12 protein-coding genes are annotated in these 14,717 nt (G+C 59.6%); 10 read left to right on the top strand and 2 right to left on the bottom strand.

What is annotated here, in order from left to right; genetic code table 11:
* Positions 1 to 2: 2 nt before the first annotated feature.
* Positions 3 to 935 (bottom strand): N-acetyl-gamma-glutamyl-phosphate reductase, encoded by a 933-nt coding sequence (argC, locus tag C8C95_RS08850; protein WP_116748329.1) that lies wholly within the window; start codon positions 933 to 935, stop codon positions 3 to 5.
* A 203-nt stretch (positions 936 to 1,138) separates the two neighbouring features.
* On the opposite strand from argC, the gene sucC reads away from it, so the two are divergent.
* From sucC to C8C95_RS08800, 10 genes are all read left to right on the top strand, one after another.
* Positions 1,139 to 2,299, top strand: a complete 1,161-nt coding sequence (gene sucC, locus C8C95_RS08845) for an ADP-forming succinate--CoA ligase subunit beta (RefSeq protein WP_116748328.1) — start codon at positions 1,139 to 1,141, stop codon at positions 2,297 to 2,299.
* Positions 2,300 to 2,314: 15 nt separating this feature from the next.
* Entirely contained in the window at positions 2,315 to 3,211 is an 897-nt protein-coding gene (sucD, locus tag C8C95_RS08840; protein WP_056056609.1) for a succinate--CoA ligase subunit alpha, read from the top strand.
* Positions 3,212 to 3,355: 144 nt separating this feature from the next.
* Positions 3,356 to 4,042: a TerC family protein gene (locus C8C95_RS08835; protein ID WP_056056608.1), complete on the top strand. Its 687-nt coding sequence runs from the start codon at positions 3,356 to 3,358 to the stop codon at positions 4,040 to 4,042.
* A 264-nt stretch (positions 4,043 to 4,306) separates the two neighbouring features.
* Complete coding sequence (locus tag C8C95_RS08830) at positions 4,307 to 6,937, top strand: serine/threonine-protein kinase (RefSeq protein ID WP_243415656.1); 2,631 nt, start codon at positions 4,307 to 4,309, stop codon at positions 6,935 to 6,937.
* A 17-nt stretch (positions 6,938 to 6,954) separates the two neighbouring features.
* Positions 6,955 to 7,743, top strand: a complete 789-nt coding sequence (locus C8C95_RS08825; RefSeq protein ID WP_116748326.1) for a Stp1/IreP family PP2C-type Ser/Thr phosphatase — start codon at positions 6,955 to 6,957, stop codon at positions 7,741 to 7,743.
* A gap of 41 nt (positions 7,744 to 7,784) precedes the next feature.
* Positions 7,785 to 8,435, top strand: coding sequence for an FHA domain-containing protein (locus C8C95_RS08820; RefSeq protein WP_056056604.1), 651 nt, complete (start codon positions 7,785 to 7,787; stop codon positions 8,433 to 8,435).
* A 73-nt stretch (positions 8,436 to 8,508) separates the two neighbouring features.
* The gene (locus C8C95_RS08815) at positions 8,509 to 10,773 is read left to right on the top strand and encodes an adenylate/guanylate cyclase domain-containing protein (RefSeq protein WP_116748325.1); all 2,265 of its coding nucleotides are present in this window, start codon (positions 8,509 to 8,511) and stop codon (positions 10,771 to 10,773) included.
* Positions 10,774 to 10,783: 10 nt separating this feature from the next.
* Entirely contained in the window at positions 10,784 to 11,572 is a 789-nt protein-coding gene (locus tag C8C95_RS08810) for a 3',5'-cyclic-nucleotide phosphodiesterase (RefSeq protein ID WP_116748324.1), read from the top strand.
* A gap of 309 nt (positions 11,573 to 11,881) precedes the next feature.
* On the top strand, positions 11,882 to 12,364 hold the full coding sequence (locus tag C8C95_RS08805; RefSeq protein ID WP_116748323.1) for a pilin: 483 nt from the start codon (positions 11,882 to 11,884) through the stop codon (positions 12,362 to 12,364).
* An 85-nt stretch (positions 12,365 to 12,449) separates the two neighbouring features.
* Positions 12,450 to 14,159, top strand: coding sequence for an O-antigen ligase family protein (locus tag C8C95_RS08800; protein WP_116748322.1), 1,710 nt, complete (start codon positions 12,450 to 12,452; stop codon positions 14,157 to 14,159).
* A 17-nt stretch (positions 14,160 to 14,176) separates the two neighbouring features.
* On the opposite strand, the gene moaC is transcribed toward C8C95_RS08800, so the two are convergent.
* A complete protein-coding gene (gene moaC, locus C8C95_RS08795) occupies positions 14,177 to 14,665 on the bottom strand; it encodes a cyclic pyranopterin monophosphate synthase MoaC (protein WP_116748321.1) in 489 nt (162 codons plus the stop codon).
* Positions 14,666 to 14,717 lie beyond the last annotated feature (52 nt).

Raw genomic sequence — 14,717 nt, 5'->3', positions numbered from 1 at the left:
GTTTACACGCCCAGCATCAATTGCAGGTTCTGCACTGCAGCGCCACTGGCGCCCTTGCCCAGGTTGTCCAGGCGCGCGATGACCACGGCCTGCCGGTACTGCTCGTTGGCAAACACGCGCAGCTCCAGCTTGTTGGTGTCGGTCAGCGTGTCGGCGGCCAGCTTCAAATCGTCGGTGGGGGGCAGCACGCTGACCCATTGTTCCGGCGTGTTGGTGCGGCTGTAGTGGCTGGCCAGCACGTCGTGCAGATCGCTGGCCTTGGGGGCTCCGGGCAGCAGGTCCAGGTGCAGCGGCAACTGCACCAGCATGCCCTGGCGGAAGTTGCCCACCGCAGGGATGAACACCGGGCGGCGTGTGAGCCCGGTGTAGCGCAAGATTTCGGGGATGTGCTTGTGCGACAGGCCCAGCGCATAGGCCTCATACGGCGCTGCGGTGCCCGCCTCGTAGGCTTCGATCATGGTGCGGCCGCCGCCGGAGTAGCCCGAGACCGAGGGCAGGCTCAAAGGGTAGTCCGCCGGGATCAGGCCCGCATCGACCAGCGGGCGCAGCATGGCAATCGCGCCCGTGGCGTAGCAGCCGGGGTTGGAGACGCGGGCGGCGTCGCGCACCGCTTGTGTCTGTGCTGCCGCGAGTTCCGGAAACCCGTACACCCAACCATCGGCCGTGCGGTGCGCCGTGCTGGCATCGATCACCTTGACCTTGCGGCCCGAGCTGCGCTCGATCTCGTCCACCATCGCCACCGTGTCGCGCGCAGCGTCGTCGTGCAGGCACAGCACCACCAGATCCACCCCCGCGATCAGGTCGCGCTTGGCGGCCGGGTCCTTGCGCAGCTCGGGCGCGATGCTGACCAGTTCGATCTGCGGCATGGCCTGCAGGCGCTCGCGGATCTGCAGGCCCGTGGTGCCGGCTTCGCCATCAATAAAGACTTTGGACATAGGGTGCTCCTGCAAAAAGATGGCAGCGTCTGCCGGATAGAAGTGGGGGCGGGAAGGCCGCCAGGCCCACCCAGGGTGTAAGTCAGGCACAAGGATGGTGCGTTGCAGCATGATACAGTCGCGGGTTGCCATGTCCCAAGCCCGCGGCCAGACATCTGTTCATGGTAAACGGGTAACTACCACCCTTCCCTGAGAGAGACCTCATGAAGATTCACGAATACCAAGGCAAGGAAATCTTGCGCAATTTTGGTGTGCCCGTTCCGCGTGGCATTCCCGCATTCACGGTGCAAGAAGCCGTGGAAGCAGCCCAGAAGCTCGGCGGCCCCGTGTGGGTTGTCAAGGCCCAGATCCACGCCGGTGGCCGTGGCAAGGGCGGCGGCGTGAAGGTTGCCAAGACCATCGACGACGTGAAAGCACGCGCCAGCGACATCCTGGGCATGCAGCTGGTCACCCACCAGACCGGTGCTGAGGGCCAGAAGGTCCGCCGCCTGTACATCGAAGACGGCGCCGACATCAAGAACGAACTGTACGTCTCGCTGGTCACCGACCGCGCCACGCAGAAGGTCGCCCTGATCGCTTCGAGCGAAGGCGGCATGGACATCGAGGAAGTGGCCCACTCCACACCCGAGAAGATCGTCACCGAGATGATCGACCCGTTGACCGGCATCACTGAGGCGCAGAGCCGCAAGGTGGCAGCTGCCATCGGCCTGACCGGCGCTTCCATCGACCAAGCCGTAGACATCTTCGCCAAGATCTACAAGTGCTACATGGAAACCGACGCGTCGCTGGTGGAAATCAACCCCCTGAACTGCGACTCCAAGGGCAACCTGATGGCCCTGGACGCAAAGTTCAACTTTGACGCCAACGCCCTGTTCCGTCACCCAGAAATCGTGGCCTTCCGCGATCTGGACGAAGAAGATCCGGCCGAAGTGGAAGCCTCCAAATTCGACCTGGCCTACATCAGCCTCGATGGCAACATCGGCTGCCTGGTGAACGGCGCCGGCCTGGCCATGGCCACCATGGACACCATCAAGCTGTTCGGCGGCGAGCCAGCCAACTTCTTGGACGTGGGCGGCGGTGCCACCCCCGAGAAGGTGACTGAAGCCTTCAAGATCATGCTGAAGAACCCCAAGGTCGAAGGCATTCTGGTCAACATCTTCGGCGGCATCATGAAGTGCGACACCATCGCCACCGGCGTGATCACCGCTTGCAAGGCCGTGAACCTGAACGTGCCGCTGGTCGTGCGCATGAAGGGCACGAACGAAGAGCTGGGCAAGAAGATGCTGGCCGAGTCTGGCCTGCCCATCATTGCCGCAGACACCATGGCCGAAGCTGCGACCAAGATCGTTGCTGCCGTCAAGTAAGCCCGGAGAACACACATGTCGATCTACATCAACAAAGACACCAAGGTCATCACCCAGGGCATCACGGGCAAGACTGGCCAGTTCCACACCGAAAAGTGCCAGGAATACGCGAACGGCAAGAACTGCTTCGTGGCGGGCGTGAACCCCAAGAAGGCGGGCGAGTCGATCTTCAATATCCCGATCTACGCCTCCGTCAAGGAAGCCGCCCAGCAGACCGGTGCCACCGTGTCGGTGATCTATGTGCCGCCCGCAGGCGCCGCTGACGCGATCTGGGAAGCTGTCGAAGCCGATCTGGACATGGCCATCTGCATCACCGAAGGCATTCCGGTCAAGGACATGCTGATGGTGCGCAACAAGATGAAGGCCAAGGAAGCCGCTGGTGGCAAGAAGACGCTGCTGCTGGGCCCCAACTGCCCTGGCCTGATCACGCCTGACGAAATCAAGATCGGCATCATGCCCGGTCACATCCACCGCAAGGGCCGTATCGGTGTGGTGTCCCGCTCGGGCACGCTGACGTACGAAGCCGTGGCCATGTTGACCGAAGTCGGTCTGGGTCAATCGAGCGCCGTGGGTATTGGTGGCGACCCCATCAACGGCCTCAAGCACATCGACGTGATGAAGGCTTTCAACGACGATCCAGACACCGATGCCGTGATCATGATCGGCGAAATCGGCGGTCCTGACGAAGCCGAAGCCGCCCAGTGGTGCAAGGCCAACATGAAGAAGCCTATCGTCGGTTTCATCGCTGGCGTGACCGCCCCTCCCGGCAAGCGCATGGGCCACGCTGGCGCGCTGATCTCCGGCGGCGCCGACACGGCCGATGCCAAGCTCGCCATCATGGAAGAGTCGGGCTTCATCATCACCCGCAACCCTTCGGAACTGGGCAAGCTGCTCAAGGCCCAGCTGAAGTAAGCGGGCTGTTGCCGTCCCGTCCGTAAGCACAATTACGGACGCGGGGCGCGGCACAGACCGCTAGACTAGTGGCTCCTACAAAAAGAGAAGCGCTCGGAACCCCGGTTCCGGGCGCTTCTTGCATTCATAACAGTGGAGTCAGTCATGGAGTTTCTGCAAAGCGCCGATTTTTGGATCGGCCTGGTGAAGATCGTCTGGATCAACATCATCTTGTCGGGTGACAACGCGGTGGTCATTGCGCTGGCAGCCCGGTCCCTTCCCCCACATCAGCAAAAGAAAGCCGTGTTCTGGGGCTCTGGCGCTGCCGTGGTCTTGCGGATTTTGCTGACCGTTGTGGCTGCCAAGCTGCTAGAGCTGTCGTTCTTGCAGATCGTGGGCGGTTGTCTGCTGCTGTGGATCGGCTTTCAGCTGCTCAGCGACGACGAGGAGGACGAGGGCGAGTCCAAAACCTATGGCAGCCTGATGGCCGCCGTCCGCACCATCCTCATTGCCGACCTGGTGATGAGCCTGGACAACGTGATCGCTGTGGCGGCTGCGGCCCAGGGCAACGTGGTGCTGCTGGTGTTGGGCTTGGCCATCAGTATCCCGCTGGTGATTTTCGGCAGCACCCTCATGATCAAGCTCATGGAGCGTTTCCCTGTCATCGTGGTGCTCGGCGCCGCGCTGATCGGCTGGGTGGGTGGAGAAACCATCGCCAGCGATGCCATCTTGCATGACTACGCAGTGGCGCACCCAGCGTTGCACTATGTAGCGGCCGCACTGGGCGCCGCGCTGGTGGTGGGCGTGGGCAAGTTCTGGCGCAAGGGATCCAACAGCGCATCCGCAACCTGAGGGTTGCAGCCCAAGGGGCTCGCACGAAGGTGCAACCCCTCTTTGAGGCCAGCGAGTGACAAAAATGGCATCGCGCTGGCGTCCCGTCTTGGGGTTGCGTGACAAGAACGACACGCAACGCCACCCCTGCTGCCCATTCGCTCCAAATCTCCTCTTTTCAACGGTCCGGAGGCCCTTGGATTGCATGGGCGCAGTTATTGCTTCAAACCCACCCAATACAGAGTGGAATAACAGCAAGTGGGACGAAAAACCTCGGCGCGGCGGATGGATGGATGGCGTACCGATGGCTTTTGGGGTGGATTGGTGGCACTGGCCGTAGCGGGCCTGTGCGCGGTCACGGGCGCATCGTTGTCGCTCGAACACAAGCTCTACGACGCAGCCATCCGCACCTCGTCCCCCGCCCCGCTGGCCGACGTGGTGATTGTGGGCATCGACGATGCCAGCTTGGCCGCTCTGGGGCCGTGGCCCTGGTCGCGTGACATCCATGCGCGCTTGGTTGACCGCCTGTCAGCGGCTGGCGCACAAACCGTTGTTTACACCCCCCCACTCACGCAGCCCCAAAACGACAGGGGCTTGGGCTACCTGAGAAAAATCCGCGAAACCCTTGCCGCTGCGCCTGAGGGAACCGCACTGACGGCCGAGCTCGGCCGTGTGGTGGGTGAGGCCGAAGCTGTACTCGACGGCGATGCGCTTCTGGCAGCCTCCATACAGCGGGCGGGCAACGTGCTCCTGGCTTCGTATTATGAAAGTGGCGGGGCTGCTGCGCCCCTGCCATCGTACGTGCGTCGCAGCACGCTACCCGACCCAGGTGCTGCTGTAACGCCGATGCAGTCGGCGCAGCACCCCATCCCGTCGTTGGGCGCGGTGGCGGCTGGGGTGGGGCACTTGTATGCAGAGGCTGACCTGGATGGGCGTGTACGCCAGGTTCCACTGCTTCTTCGCTACGACAGCGTGGGGGTGCCGTCTCTGGCGTTGCTGGCGGCGCAACACAGCCTGCATCTGGGATTGGGTGATATCCGCGTGGTGGATGCGCCTGCGGGGCTGCGGCTAGGAGGGTTGAACATTGCCACCAATGCAGTCGCCGTGCTGCGTCCCCGCTGGCAGGTGGCTGGCGATGGAGCGGGTACCTTCCCTATCCTGTCGGCTGCCAGCGTGCTCGATGGAACCGCCGCCGGTAGCCTGCAGGGCAAGACCGTGTTGGTGGGCGAAATGACGGAGAAGCTGGGCGCCCCAGCGGCGCAGCTGGGGGGGCGTGCTGTCTATCCGGTGGAGGTTGTGGCGCAAACCTTGTCATCCATTCGCCTCGGGCTGGGCGTGATAGAGCCAGGCTGGGCTACTCCGGTCGCTTGGCTGGTGTTGGCGCTGGGGGCGGTGTATCTGGTGCTGTTGGCGCCGCGTTTGGCGCGCCCCGTCGGGATGGGGGTCGGTACGGCGCTCGTGCTCACCGTTGTCATCGCCGAATGGACCCTTCTGCGCTATGGGGGGTTGTGGGTTCCGTTGTTGCTGCCAGTGCTGGCTGTGTTGGCGGGTACTGCCGTGGTGGTGCTTTTGCACCGTGGTCGACTGAGTGACGCCTCTGGACGTTCCGCAGAAGCCGCCGAGACGGACCGCATGATGGGCTTGGCCCTGCAGGGCCAGGGACAACTGGATATGGCCTTTGAGCGCCTGCGCAAGGTACCTGCCAGCGACGCGCTTCTGGACAATCTCTACCATCTGGCGGAGGATTTCGAGCGCAAGCGCCACTTCGGCAAGGCGCAGACGGTCTACGAACATATCCTGCGCCATGACCGGCACTACAAGGACGCCCGCAGCCGCTACAAGCGTGCCAAGGCTCAGGCACAAGGTGGCGCGCAAGCTCCGCAGGGCGCCACAGACTCTTTGCCGGGTGCCGGCGCTGCAGCGCCCCGCCTGCCAGGCGATGCGAGTGTCGGCGTGCCCATGTTGGGGCGCTACCAGATTGATCGCGAAATTGGCAAAGGCGCCATGGGAGTGGTGTATCTGGGGCGCGATCCGAAGATCGGCCGCGTCGTAGCCATCAAGACACTGGCCTTGGGGCAGGAGTTCGAAGGTGACGCCCTGATCGATGCGCGCGCACGGTTTTTCCGCGAGGCCGAAACTGCTGGCCGATTACAGCATCCGAACATCGTCACCATTTTTGATGCCGGTGAGGAGCATGACTTGGCCTATATCGCCATGGAGTTCCTCAAGGGTCAGGACCTGACCCATGTCTGTGGCCAGGACCGGCTGCTGCCGGTCCCCTCCGTGCTCTCCATTGCAGCCAGGGTGGCCGATGCGCTGGACTATGCCCATGCCCACAATGTGGTGCACCGCGATATCAAGCCCGCCAACATCATGTTTGACAGCGGTACCGACGCGGTGAAGGTGACGGACTTCGGTATTGCCCGCATCACGGATTCGAGCAAGACCCGTACGGGGCTGGTTCTGGGAACACCCAGCTTCATGTCTCCGGAGCAACTGGCGGGAAAGAAAGTCGATGGGCGCTCCGACCTTTATTCGCTGGGCATCACCCTCTTCCAGTTGTTGACGGGCACGCTGCCGCTGCGGGGCGCGTCCATGACCGAGCTGATGCACAAGATCGCGAGCGTGGAGGCGCCCGATGTGCGCCAACTGCGCCCCGAACTCTCAGCCGCGGTGGCCAGGGTGGTGGCGCTGTCGTTGCAAAAGCGGCCAGAGGCGCGTTATCAGACCGGGCGGCAGTTCGCGGCGGATCTGCGGCAGGCCATGGCCGGCGATGCTCGATTCAGCCCTGAACCAGTCGTCTATGATGCGGACCGCGATGCAACAGGGCAAGAAATGGCGGATTTTCAGGAAACCGTGATGGAGCCCCCCGCTGTGCGGGGTGCGGCAGCCCCGCCGATTTCGGGCGCCCCATGACGCACGCCTCCACATCCATGACCTACGAATTCACTGCGCGGACCGACAAGGGCCGCGTGCGTTCCAACAACGAAGACGCGGTAGCCGTTGACCGCGATGCGCAGGTCGCGATATTGGCCGATGGCATGGGCGGCTACAACGCGGGCGAAGTGGCCAGTGGCATGGCCACCACCTTTATCCGTACCGAAATGGCCCGCTGGTTGGCCCAAGCCGGCGCGAGTCCTCAGTCCACGGACGTGCGCCGGGCGCTGGAAATCTGCGTGGAAAACGCCAATCACGCCATTCTGGGGGCATCTCTCTCCAATCCGCAGTACGCGGGCATGGGTACGACGCTGGTGGTTGCCGTGTTCCACGGCAGCCGCCTGATCCTGGGGCATATTGGCGATTCGCGCTGTTACCGTCTGCGTGATGGTGCTTTGCAGCAAATCACGCGCGACCATTCCTGGTTGCAGGAACAGGTCGATGCGGGGCTGCTGACGGCGCAGCAGGCGGCCATGTCTTCCAATCGCAATCTGGTGACTCGGGCCTTGGGTGTGGAGCCCAATGTGCTGATGGAAGTCAACGAGTTTCAGGTGGCGCCGAATGATCTGTTTCTACTCTGTTCCGATGGGCTCACCGACATGGTGTCCGATTCGGATCTGGCGGAGCTCGTGCGGGCGCCCATGCCTTTGGAGGAAAAAGCGACACTGCTCATTGACACCGCCAACGCCAACGGCGGTCGTGATAACGTGAGCGTGCTGCTGGTGCAGGCTGCCGCTGGGGGCAAGAAGCGTGGCCTCATGTCCCGATTGCTAGGGGCCTCTTGAACGGCCCGAACTACAACAATTCATCACATCAGGAGTGGATCATGCCGAGAATGATCGTTTCAATCGACGGCGTTGTCATCAAGGAAGTGCAGCTGACCAAGGAGCGGACCACGCTGGGCCGGCGCCCCTACAACGACATCGTGATCGACAACCTTGCGGTGAGCGGTGAGCATGCCGTGCTCCACATGGTGGGACAGGATGTGGAGATTGAAGACCTGGGCAGCACCAACGGCACTTATGTGAACGCCAAGGCCGTCAAGCGCCAGGAGTTGCGCAATGGCGATACGGTGGAGGTGGGCAAGTACAAGATTCGGTTCCTCCAGGACGCCGAAGGGCAGAACTTTGAGAAGACCATGATCTTCAAGCCCGGAATGGTGCCGCCTGCGGTCGCCGCTGCCAGGCCCGCTCCGGCCGCGCCCGCGCCAGCCCCGATTTCGGCCGTGATTCGGGTCATGTCCGGTGCCGCTGCGGGGCGTGAAGTGTCGCTGCAAAAGGTGGTCACCACGATTGGCAAGCCGGGTGTGGCTGTGGCTTCCATCACCAAGCGGCACCAGGGTTTTGTCTTGGCCCATGTCGAAGGACCGGACATGCCGCTGCTCAACGGCGCTGCCATTGGTGCATCGCCGGTTCCTCTGAAGCACGGGGATCGCCTGGAGCTGGCGGGCACCGAGATGCAGTTCGAGCAAAGCTGATACTCTGCAAAAGGCTCGCATCTTCGCTGCGGGTCCTTGCTGACTGGACACTCCCATTCCTGCGCGTGGACCTATGTTGCAGTCCTTGTCGCAGCTGTTCCTCCGACGTTGGCAACGCATCGCAGTCACGCTGATACCGCTGGTTTTTGCGTTGCTGCACGTGGCCGATGTGCTCCACCTGCAGGTGTTGGAGCGACTGGATAACATCATCTACGACACCCGCTTGCGGGTGACCATGCCACGAACGCTGGACGAACGGATCGTCATCGTCGATATCGACGAGAAGAGCCTGGGGCGCGTGGGGCAATGGCCCTGGCGCAGGGACAAGATGGCTGCACTGGTGCATGAGCTGTTTGAGCGCCAGCAAGTGGCCGTGGTGGGGTTTGACGTTCTGTTTGCCGAGTCCGATGAAAGTTCGGGCCTCTCTACGCTGCAACAACTGGCGCAGGGCCCTTTACGCAGTCAGTCGGCATTCAAAGAGCAACTGGAACGTCTGGCGCCCTCGCTGGACCATGACGCTCTTTTTGCGCAGTCTCTGCACGGGCAGCCAGTGGTGCTGGGTTACTACCTTTCGGGCGAAGACCGCGACGGCATCACGAAAGGCATGTTGCCAGAACCCGCCCTGCCCGTGGAGCGCTTGCGGGGCTTGCCTCTGGGGGCGACTACGTGGCGTGGGTACAGCAGCAACATTGAGTCCCTGACCCAGGCGGCACCTGCTGCAGGCTTCTTCAACTCGATCACGGACGAGGACGGAGTTGTTCGTTCCCTTCCCCTGTTGGCAGAGTACCAGGGGCAGTATTACGAATCGCTGGCATTGGCCATGTTCCGCACCGCCATCGGTCTGCCAGAGATTCACCCGGGCTTTGTGAATTCCAAGCCGTCCGGGACGCATGATGTGCTCCAAAGCATCGTGCTGCGCCAAGATGGTCGCACGCTGGCGCTCCCCGTGGACCAGCAGTTGGCCACGCTCATCCCCTACCGTGGGCCGGGCGATGCCAAGGGTGGTTCCTTTCGGTACATCTCGGCGTCGGACGTTCTGGATGGCTTGCTGCCGGCTGGTCAACTCAAGGATCAATTGGTGCTGGTAGGTTCGACAGCACCTGGCTTGCTGGATTTGCGTGTGACGCCGGTGGGCAGGACGTACCCAGGCGTGGAGACCCATGCCAACGTGTTGTCGGCATTCCTGGATGGCAAGAGCATCGTTCGGCCTGACTATGCCGCTGGGTTTGATGTGCTGCAGCTGCTGTGCGCGGGTTTGCTATTGGCAGTTGCCTTGCCGCTCTTGTCAGCATCGTCTGCGGTCTTGCTCAGTGGTGGTGTGCTTTGTGCGCTGGTAGGACTCAATCTGTGGATGTACATCGCGCAGGGGCTGGCGTTGCCGCTCGCCACTGCGGTGGTGATGGCTATGCTGGCCTTTGCCCTCAACATGGCGTATGGCTACTTTGTGGAGAGCCGGTCCAAGCGCGAGCTCGCAGCGCTGTTTAGCGCCTATGTGCCGCCAGAGCTGGTGGCCGAGATGGTCAAGCAGCCTGAGCACTACAGCATGCAGGCCACCAACCGGGAGCTGACGGTGATGTTCTGCGACATGCGCGGCTTCACCGCAATGTCTGAACGGATGGAACCGCTGCAATTGCAAGGCTTGTTGAATGAGGTGTTCAGCAAGCTCACCCACATCATCCGCAGCCACCGGGGAACGATTGACAAATACATGGGCGACTGCGTTATGGCTTTTTGGGGGGCTCCGGTGGCCACGCCTGATCATGCGAAACTGGCAGTGACTGCGGCCCTGGAAATGTCGCAGGCCATTGGGCAAATCAACGCCAATCATCGCCAGCGCGGTTTGCCCGAGATCGGGGTGGGCATTGGGCTCAACACCGGGGTCATGTGCGTGGGTGACATGGGCTCGGACATCCGGCGCAGCTATACGGTCATCGGCGATGCGGTCAACCTTGGCTCCCGCCTGGAGGGGCTGTCCAAGCACTACGGTACTTCGATCGTGGTGAGCGAATCTGCCATGCAGCTCGCCCCTCAGTTTGTATGGCAGGCCATGGACCGCGTACGTGTCAAAGGCAAGGCCCAGGCCGTGCCGATTTACCAGCCCCTCGCACCCCGGGGGCAGCTACCCACCGATCTCGCTGAAGAACTGGCTTTGTGGGAGGGTTTTCTGCGTGCCTACGCTGCACAAGATTGGGCACAATGCGACAAACTGATGGGGCAGTTGCGAGGTCTTAGACCCCACAGCATCCTGTACGAGTTGTACGCGGCACGGGTCGAAGGCCTGCGTAATTTGCCTTTCAACCCAGATTGGGATAGCGCCACCAATTTCGACACCAAGTAGAAGGCTCGACATGAAGGTTCGCGTGCTGGGGTGTTCCGGCGCTATCGCCAAGGACTGTCGCACGACATCGTTCTTGATTGGTGACAGCATCTTGCTCGATGCGGGAACTGGTGTGGGCGACCTCACGCTGGAAGAGATGGCCAAGATTGACCATGTGCTGCTGACCCATTCCCACCTGGATCACATCGCCGCACTGCCCCTGATGCTCGACGCCGTGTCATCGCTGCGCAGTCGCCCGGTGCAGGTGCACGCCTTGGCTGCCACTATCGCTGCGCTACAGACGCATGTGTTCAACAACGTTATCTGGCCAGATTTCAGCGCGATACCTTCTGCTGCGTCCCCATTTCTGCGGTATAGAGCTTTTGGGTCTGGTGATTTACTGAGTATCGCAGGGGTTCAGATAGAAGTGCTACCAGCCAACCATACCGTCCCGGCCGTGGGGTTTGCGGTGCAAGGTGATACCGGCTGGTGGGTTTTCAGTGGTGATACCGAGCGCAATCTGCCATTCTGGAATCGCATCAATGCATTGAAGGTGATTTGTTTAGTGATCGAAACAGCCTTCAGCAATCGTGAACGTGATCTGGCCCGTCGCAGCCTACACCTCTCGCCCGAGGCCCTGGCGCAGGAACTGGCTCACATCCCGGCAGGCGACCGTTACCCCATCTACATAACGCACACCAAGCCGTCGGAGACCTCACTCATCATGGATGAGATAGAACGGCTTGACCACACCGCAAGCGCCTTTCACAGCCCGCACGACATTCGTTGGTTGAGTGCGGGACATACGATACAGGTGTGAGCGGCATGCGCACGGTTGTGACAATACTGAGAGACAAAAATGTAAGGTTGAGAGAATGGCAATCGTTTGTTGGCAAGCAACTTGGCCGTGGGCTTACCTTTGTTTGAGCTTCGCCAGCGTTCTGAACACACTAGATGTATCTGAGGAAGACCGAAGAGATGCCCCACGTCTATGGTGCCTTTGATTCGCGGGGATTGCTTGCTGAGTCTATGTCGTTTCGCTCCACGGCCCCGTCCTTGCGGGTATTTCTAAGCAGGCACGGCGATTGCATAGAAGTTATGCATTTGCAACTTTTCCTAGGAGTTTTTCATGAAGCGCTCTATTCAAAAGGGTTTTACCTTGATCGAACTGATGATCGTAGTTGCGATCATCGGTATCTTGGCTGCCGTGGCGTTGCCCGCTTACCAAGACTACACCGTACGCGCCCGCGTCTCGGAAGTGATCCTGGCTGCATCGGCATGCCGTACGTCGGTGACTGAATCGCTGCAAAGCGCGCCGAATCAAGACGCACAATCGGCTATCTCCGGCTGTTCCATCTCCAACACCAAGATGGTCCAGTCTGGTTCGTCTGACGTTAACGGCGTGATCACCGTGATCGGCAGCAACGGCGCCCTGAAGGGGGACACCACTACTACGGCAAACTCCATTATGCTGGTTCCGTATATCAATAATCTGGCTGTGAATGGCTCCACAGATGGCGGCAAGACCATCCAAGAATGGCGTTGCGGTCCTGCCACGAACAACCCCATGCCTGCCAAGTACCTGCCTGGTTCTTGCAAGAACGCTGGCTGATCCGATAGATCAGACTTAGGCCCGTTTTATAGCCAAAAGAGGCCGCTCCGCGGCCTCTTTTTTGTTTCAAATCCCGTACTTGGTTATGAATACGCGCTTTGCTATCCGCCAGATTCCCCTGTTTGCATGGTTGCTTACTATTGGTCTTGCGGCAGGATGGCTGTTACCCAACCATTACCCACCATGGCTGGCATTCCATGTGAACGCTTGGGTCGCTCTCGCGCTCATGCTGATTGTCTTACGTGGTCTCTATATTTCTAAGGAATCCATTCGGTTGGATTCTGGCGGCTGGGTTTTGCTCATCCTTGCATTGATTCCTTTGGCTCAGTATTCAATCGGACTGCTGCCCCTGCTTAGTGACGTTGTTTTGCGCTCGCTGTATTTGTTTGGAGCCGCAGCTGCCTACATTCTTGCCCGCCATTGGAATAGGCATGAGTATCTTGGTGCTGCCAACCACGTTTTTTCGGCGATGGCTATTGCTGCTGCACTGTCGGTGGGGTTGGCGACCTATCAATGGCTGGGATTTGCCAAAGATATGGGACTGATGGACATTTGGGTGCTGCCTTTTGCCGAAGGTACGCGACCTTATGCAAACATGGGACAGCCAAATCAACTCGCGTCCCTTTTCCTGTGTGGATTGCTTGGTGTGGCGTGGGCATGGAACAAGCGCCAGCTGAGTGGGGCTATGGCAGTTTGCTTGGCGGCATGGATCCTGTGGGGCGTAGCTCTAACTGAGTCCCGCACGGCCATGTTGACTCTGGCATTGGGGATGATTACTCTCTTTCTCTTCGGAAAGAGATATTTGCGGAAATCTGAAATAACAACCCTTACGCTCCTATTCTGCTTTTATATTTTTTGTTTGTTCGGGAAATCCTATTTGGCCAAATTGGTTGGCCTGGACCTACCCCTTTCAATTGTTGAGCGGTCTGCTGGAGAGCTGCGCATATCTCTCTGGAAGATGTCGCTGGACGCGAGTCTTCAGAGTCCTTGGGGTGGTTTTGGGTGGGGGCGATCTAATGCCGGATATTTTTTGGTTTACGAAAAATACCGCACTACATTCGGTGGAACATATTTTGAACAAAGTCACAATTTGATATTGGATCTTGCCCTGTGGGTAGGCTGGCCTTTCGCTATATTTTTTGTTGGTTTGGGGTGTTTGTGGATTTTTCGTCGTGTACGAGGAGCCAAAACTATTGAGGCGGCTATTTTATTAATGGCGATAGCTGTTTTGATTATTCATGCAATGCTTGAGTTTCCGCTGCATTATGGTTATTTTCTGTGGCCCTTTTTTGTGCTTGCAGGATCGGTTTCGGTTGTTGGGGATAAAGATGCAAGCACCGGAATGGAAATTCCGAGAGGCGCCGCCGCTCTTTTTATCATGGGTTTGCTAATTGCTTTGATTATTATCGTTATCGATTACTTAAAAGTGGAGGAATCGTTTAGCGAGTTACGCTTTCAGATAGCAAGAATTGGTAGAGATCACAACGAGGCTTTGCCAGAAACCATGATCTTGAGGGATTGGCCTGAAGCGATCGCGCTTGCGCGCAAAACTCCCCGCCCCGGTATGTCAGAGGAGGAGATACGCCACTGGGAAGCTTTATTGATGTACAACACGTCACCTCTTGCCTTGCGCAAGGTGATAGGCGCAAATCGCCTTAACGGCAAAGAAGCTCAAGCCCAGGCGTGGGCTAACCGCGCCTGCTGGCTGCTACCTCAAGCAGTTTGCATGGGACTGATTGACGAGTGGGCTAGTCCTGCCGAGTCGGCTTCGTCTGTCAAGCAGCCAGTACCCTGAGGCTTTTTGATTGTCGATCAACGACCGAAAAAACTCCCCGACTTGCCCCCATGCTTCTCCAGAAGGCGTACGTCGTGGATCGACATCCCGCGGTCTACGGCTTTGCACATATCGTAGATCGTCAGCAAGGCTATTTGCACGGCCGTGAGCGCCTCCATCTCGACACCTGTGGGGCCGACGCTTTCCACAGTTGCAGTGCACAAAATACAGCCACCGACCGCCTGATGGGCGCTATTTGCTTTAAATTCCATAGCAACACGAGTCAAGGCCAGCGGATGGCATAGAGGAATCAGGTCGCTGGTTTTTTTTGCGGCCTGAATACCCGCAATGCGAGCAATGCCTAGAACGTCGCCTTTTTTTGCGGTCCCAGTTTCGATCAAGGCAAGAGTCTCTGGCTGCATCGTAATACGTCCACAGGCTATGGCAATACGGTGAGTGGCGGGCTTGGCCGCTACATCGACCATGTGGGCTTGGCCTTGGGAATCAAAGTGTGTGAAAGCGGGCATGCGGTAAAAATAAGATGGTGCGACGCACCAATCGTGAAACTTGACCAACAAA

This window comes from Acidovorax sp. 99, assembly GCF_003096455.1.
GTDB lineage: Bacteria > Pseudomonadota > Gammaproteobacteria > Burkholderiales > Burkholderiaceae_C > Acidovorax > Acidovorax delafieldii.
Note: the sequence above shows the minus strand (reverse complement) of the source record. Positions and strands in the feature narration are given on the sequence as shown.

What these genes read in the sequence shown, in the direction of transcription:
- C8C95_RS08835 (WP_056056608.1), top strand. Translation starts at nt 3,356, where the DNA reads ATGGAGTTTCTGCAAAGCGCCGATTTTTGGATCGGCCTGGTGAAGATC.
- C8C95_RS08830 (WP_243415656.1), top strand. Translation starts at nt 4,307, where the DNA reads ATGGATGGATGGCGTACCGATGGCTTTTGGGGTGGATTGGTGGCACTG.
- sucC (WP_116748328.1), top strand. Translation starts at nt 1,139, where the DNA reads ATGAAGATTCACGAATACCAAGGCAAGGAAATCTTGCGCAATTTTGGT.
- C8C95_RS08805 (WP_116748323.1), top strand. Translation starts at nt 11,882, where the DNA reads ATGAAGCGCTCTATTCAAAAGGGTTTTACCTTGATCGAACTGATGATC.
- C8C95_RS08810 (WP_116748324.1), top strand. Translation starts at nt 10,784, where the DNA reads ATGAAGGTTCGCGTGCTGGGGTGTTCCGGCGCTATCGCCAAGGACTGT.
- C8C95_RS08825 (WP_116748326.1), top strand. Translation starts at nt 6,955, where the DNA reads ATGACCTACGAATTCACTGCGCGGACCGACAAGGGCCGCGTGCGTTCC.
- C8C95_RS08800 (WP_116748322.1), top strand. Translation starts at nt 12,450, where the DNA reads ATGAATACGCGCTTTGCTATCCGCCAGATTCCCCTGTTTGCATGGTTG.
- moaC (WP_116748321.1), bottom strand. Translation starts at nt 14,665, where the DNA reads ATGCCCGCTTTCACACACTTTGATTCCCAAGGCCAAGCCCACATGGTC.
- C8C95_RS08820 (WP_056056604.1), top strand. Translation starts at nt 7,785, where the DNA reads ATGCCGAGAATGATCGTTTCAATCGACGGCGTTGTCATCAAGGAAGTG.
- sucD (WP_056056609.1), top strand. Translation starts at nt 2,315, where the DNA reads ATGTCGATCTACATCAACAAAGACACCAAGGTCATCACCCAGGGCATC.
- C8C95_RS08815 (WP_116748325.1), top strand. Translation starts at nt 8,509, where the DNA reads ATGTTGCAGTCCTTGTCGCAGCTGTTCCTCCGACGTTGGCAACGCATC.
- argC (WP_116748329.1), bottom strand. Translation starts at nt 935, where the DNA reads ATGTCCAAAGTCTTTATTGATGGCGAAGCCGGCACCACGGGCCTGCAG.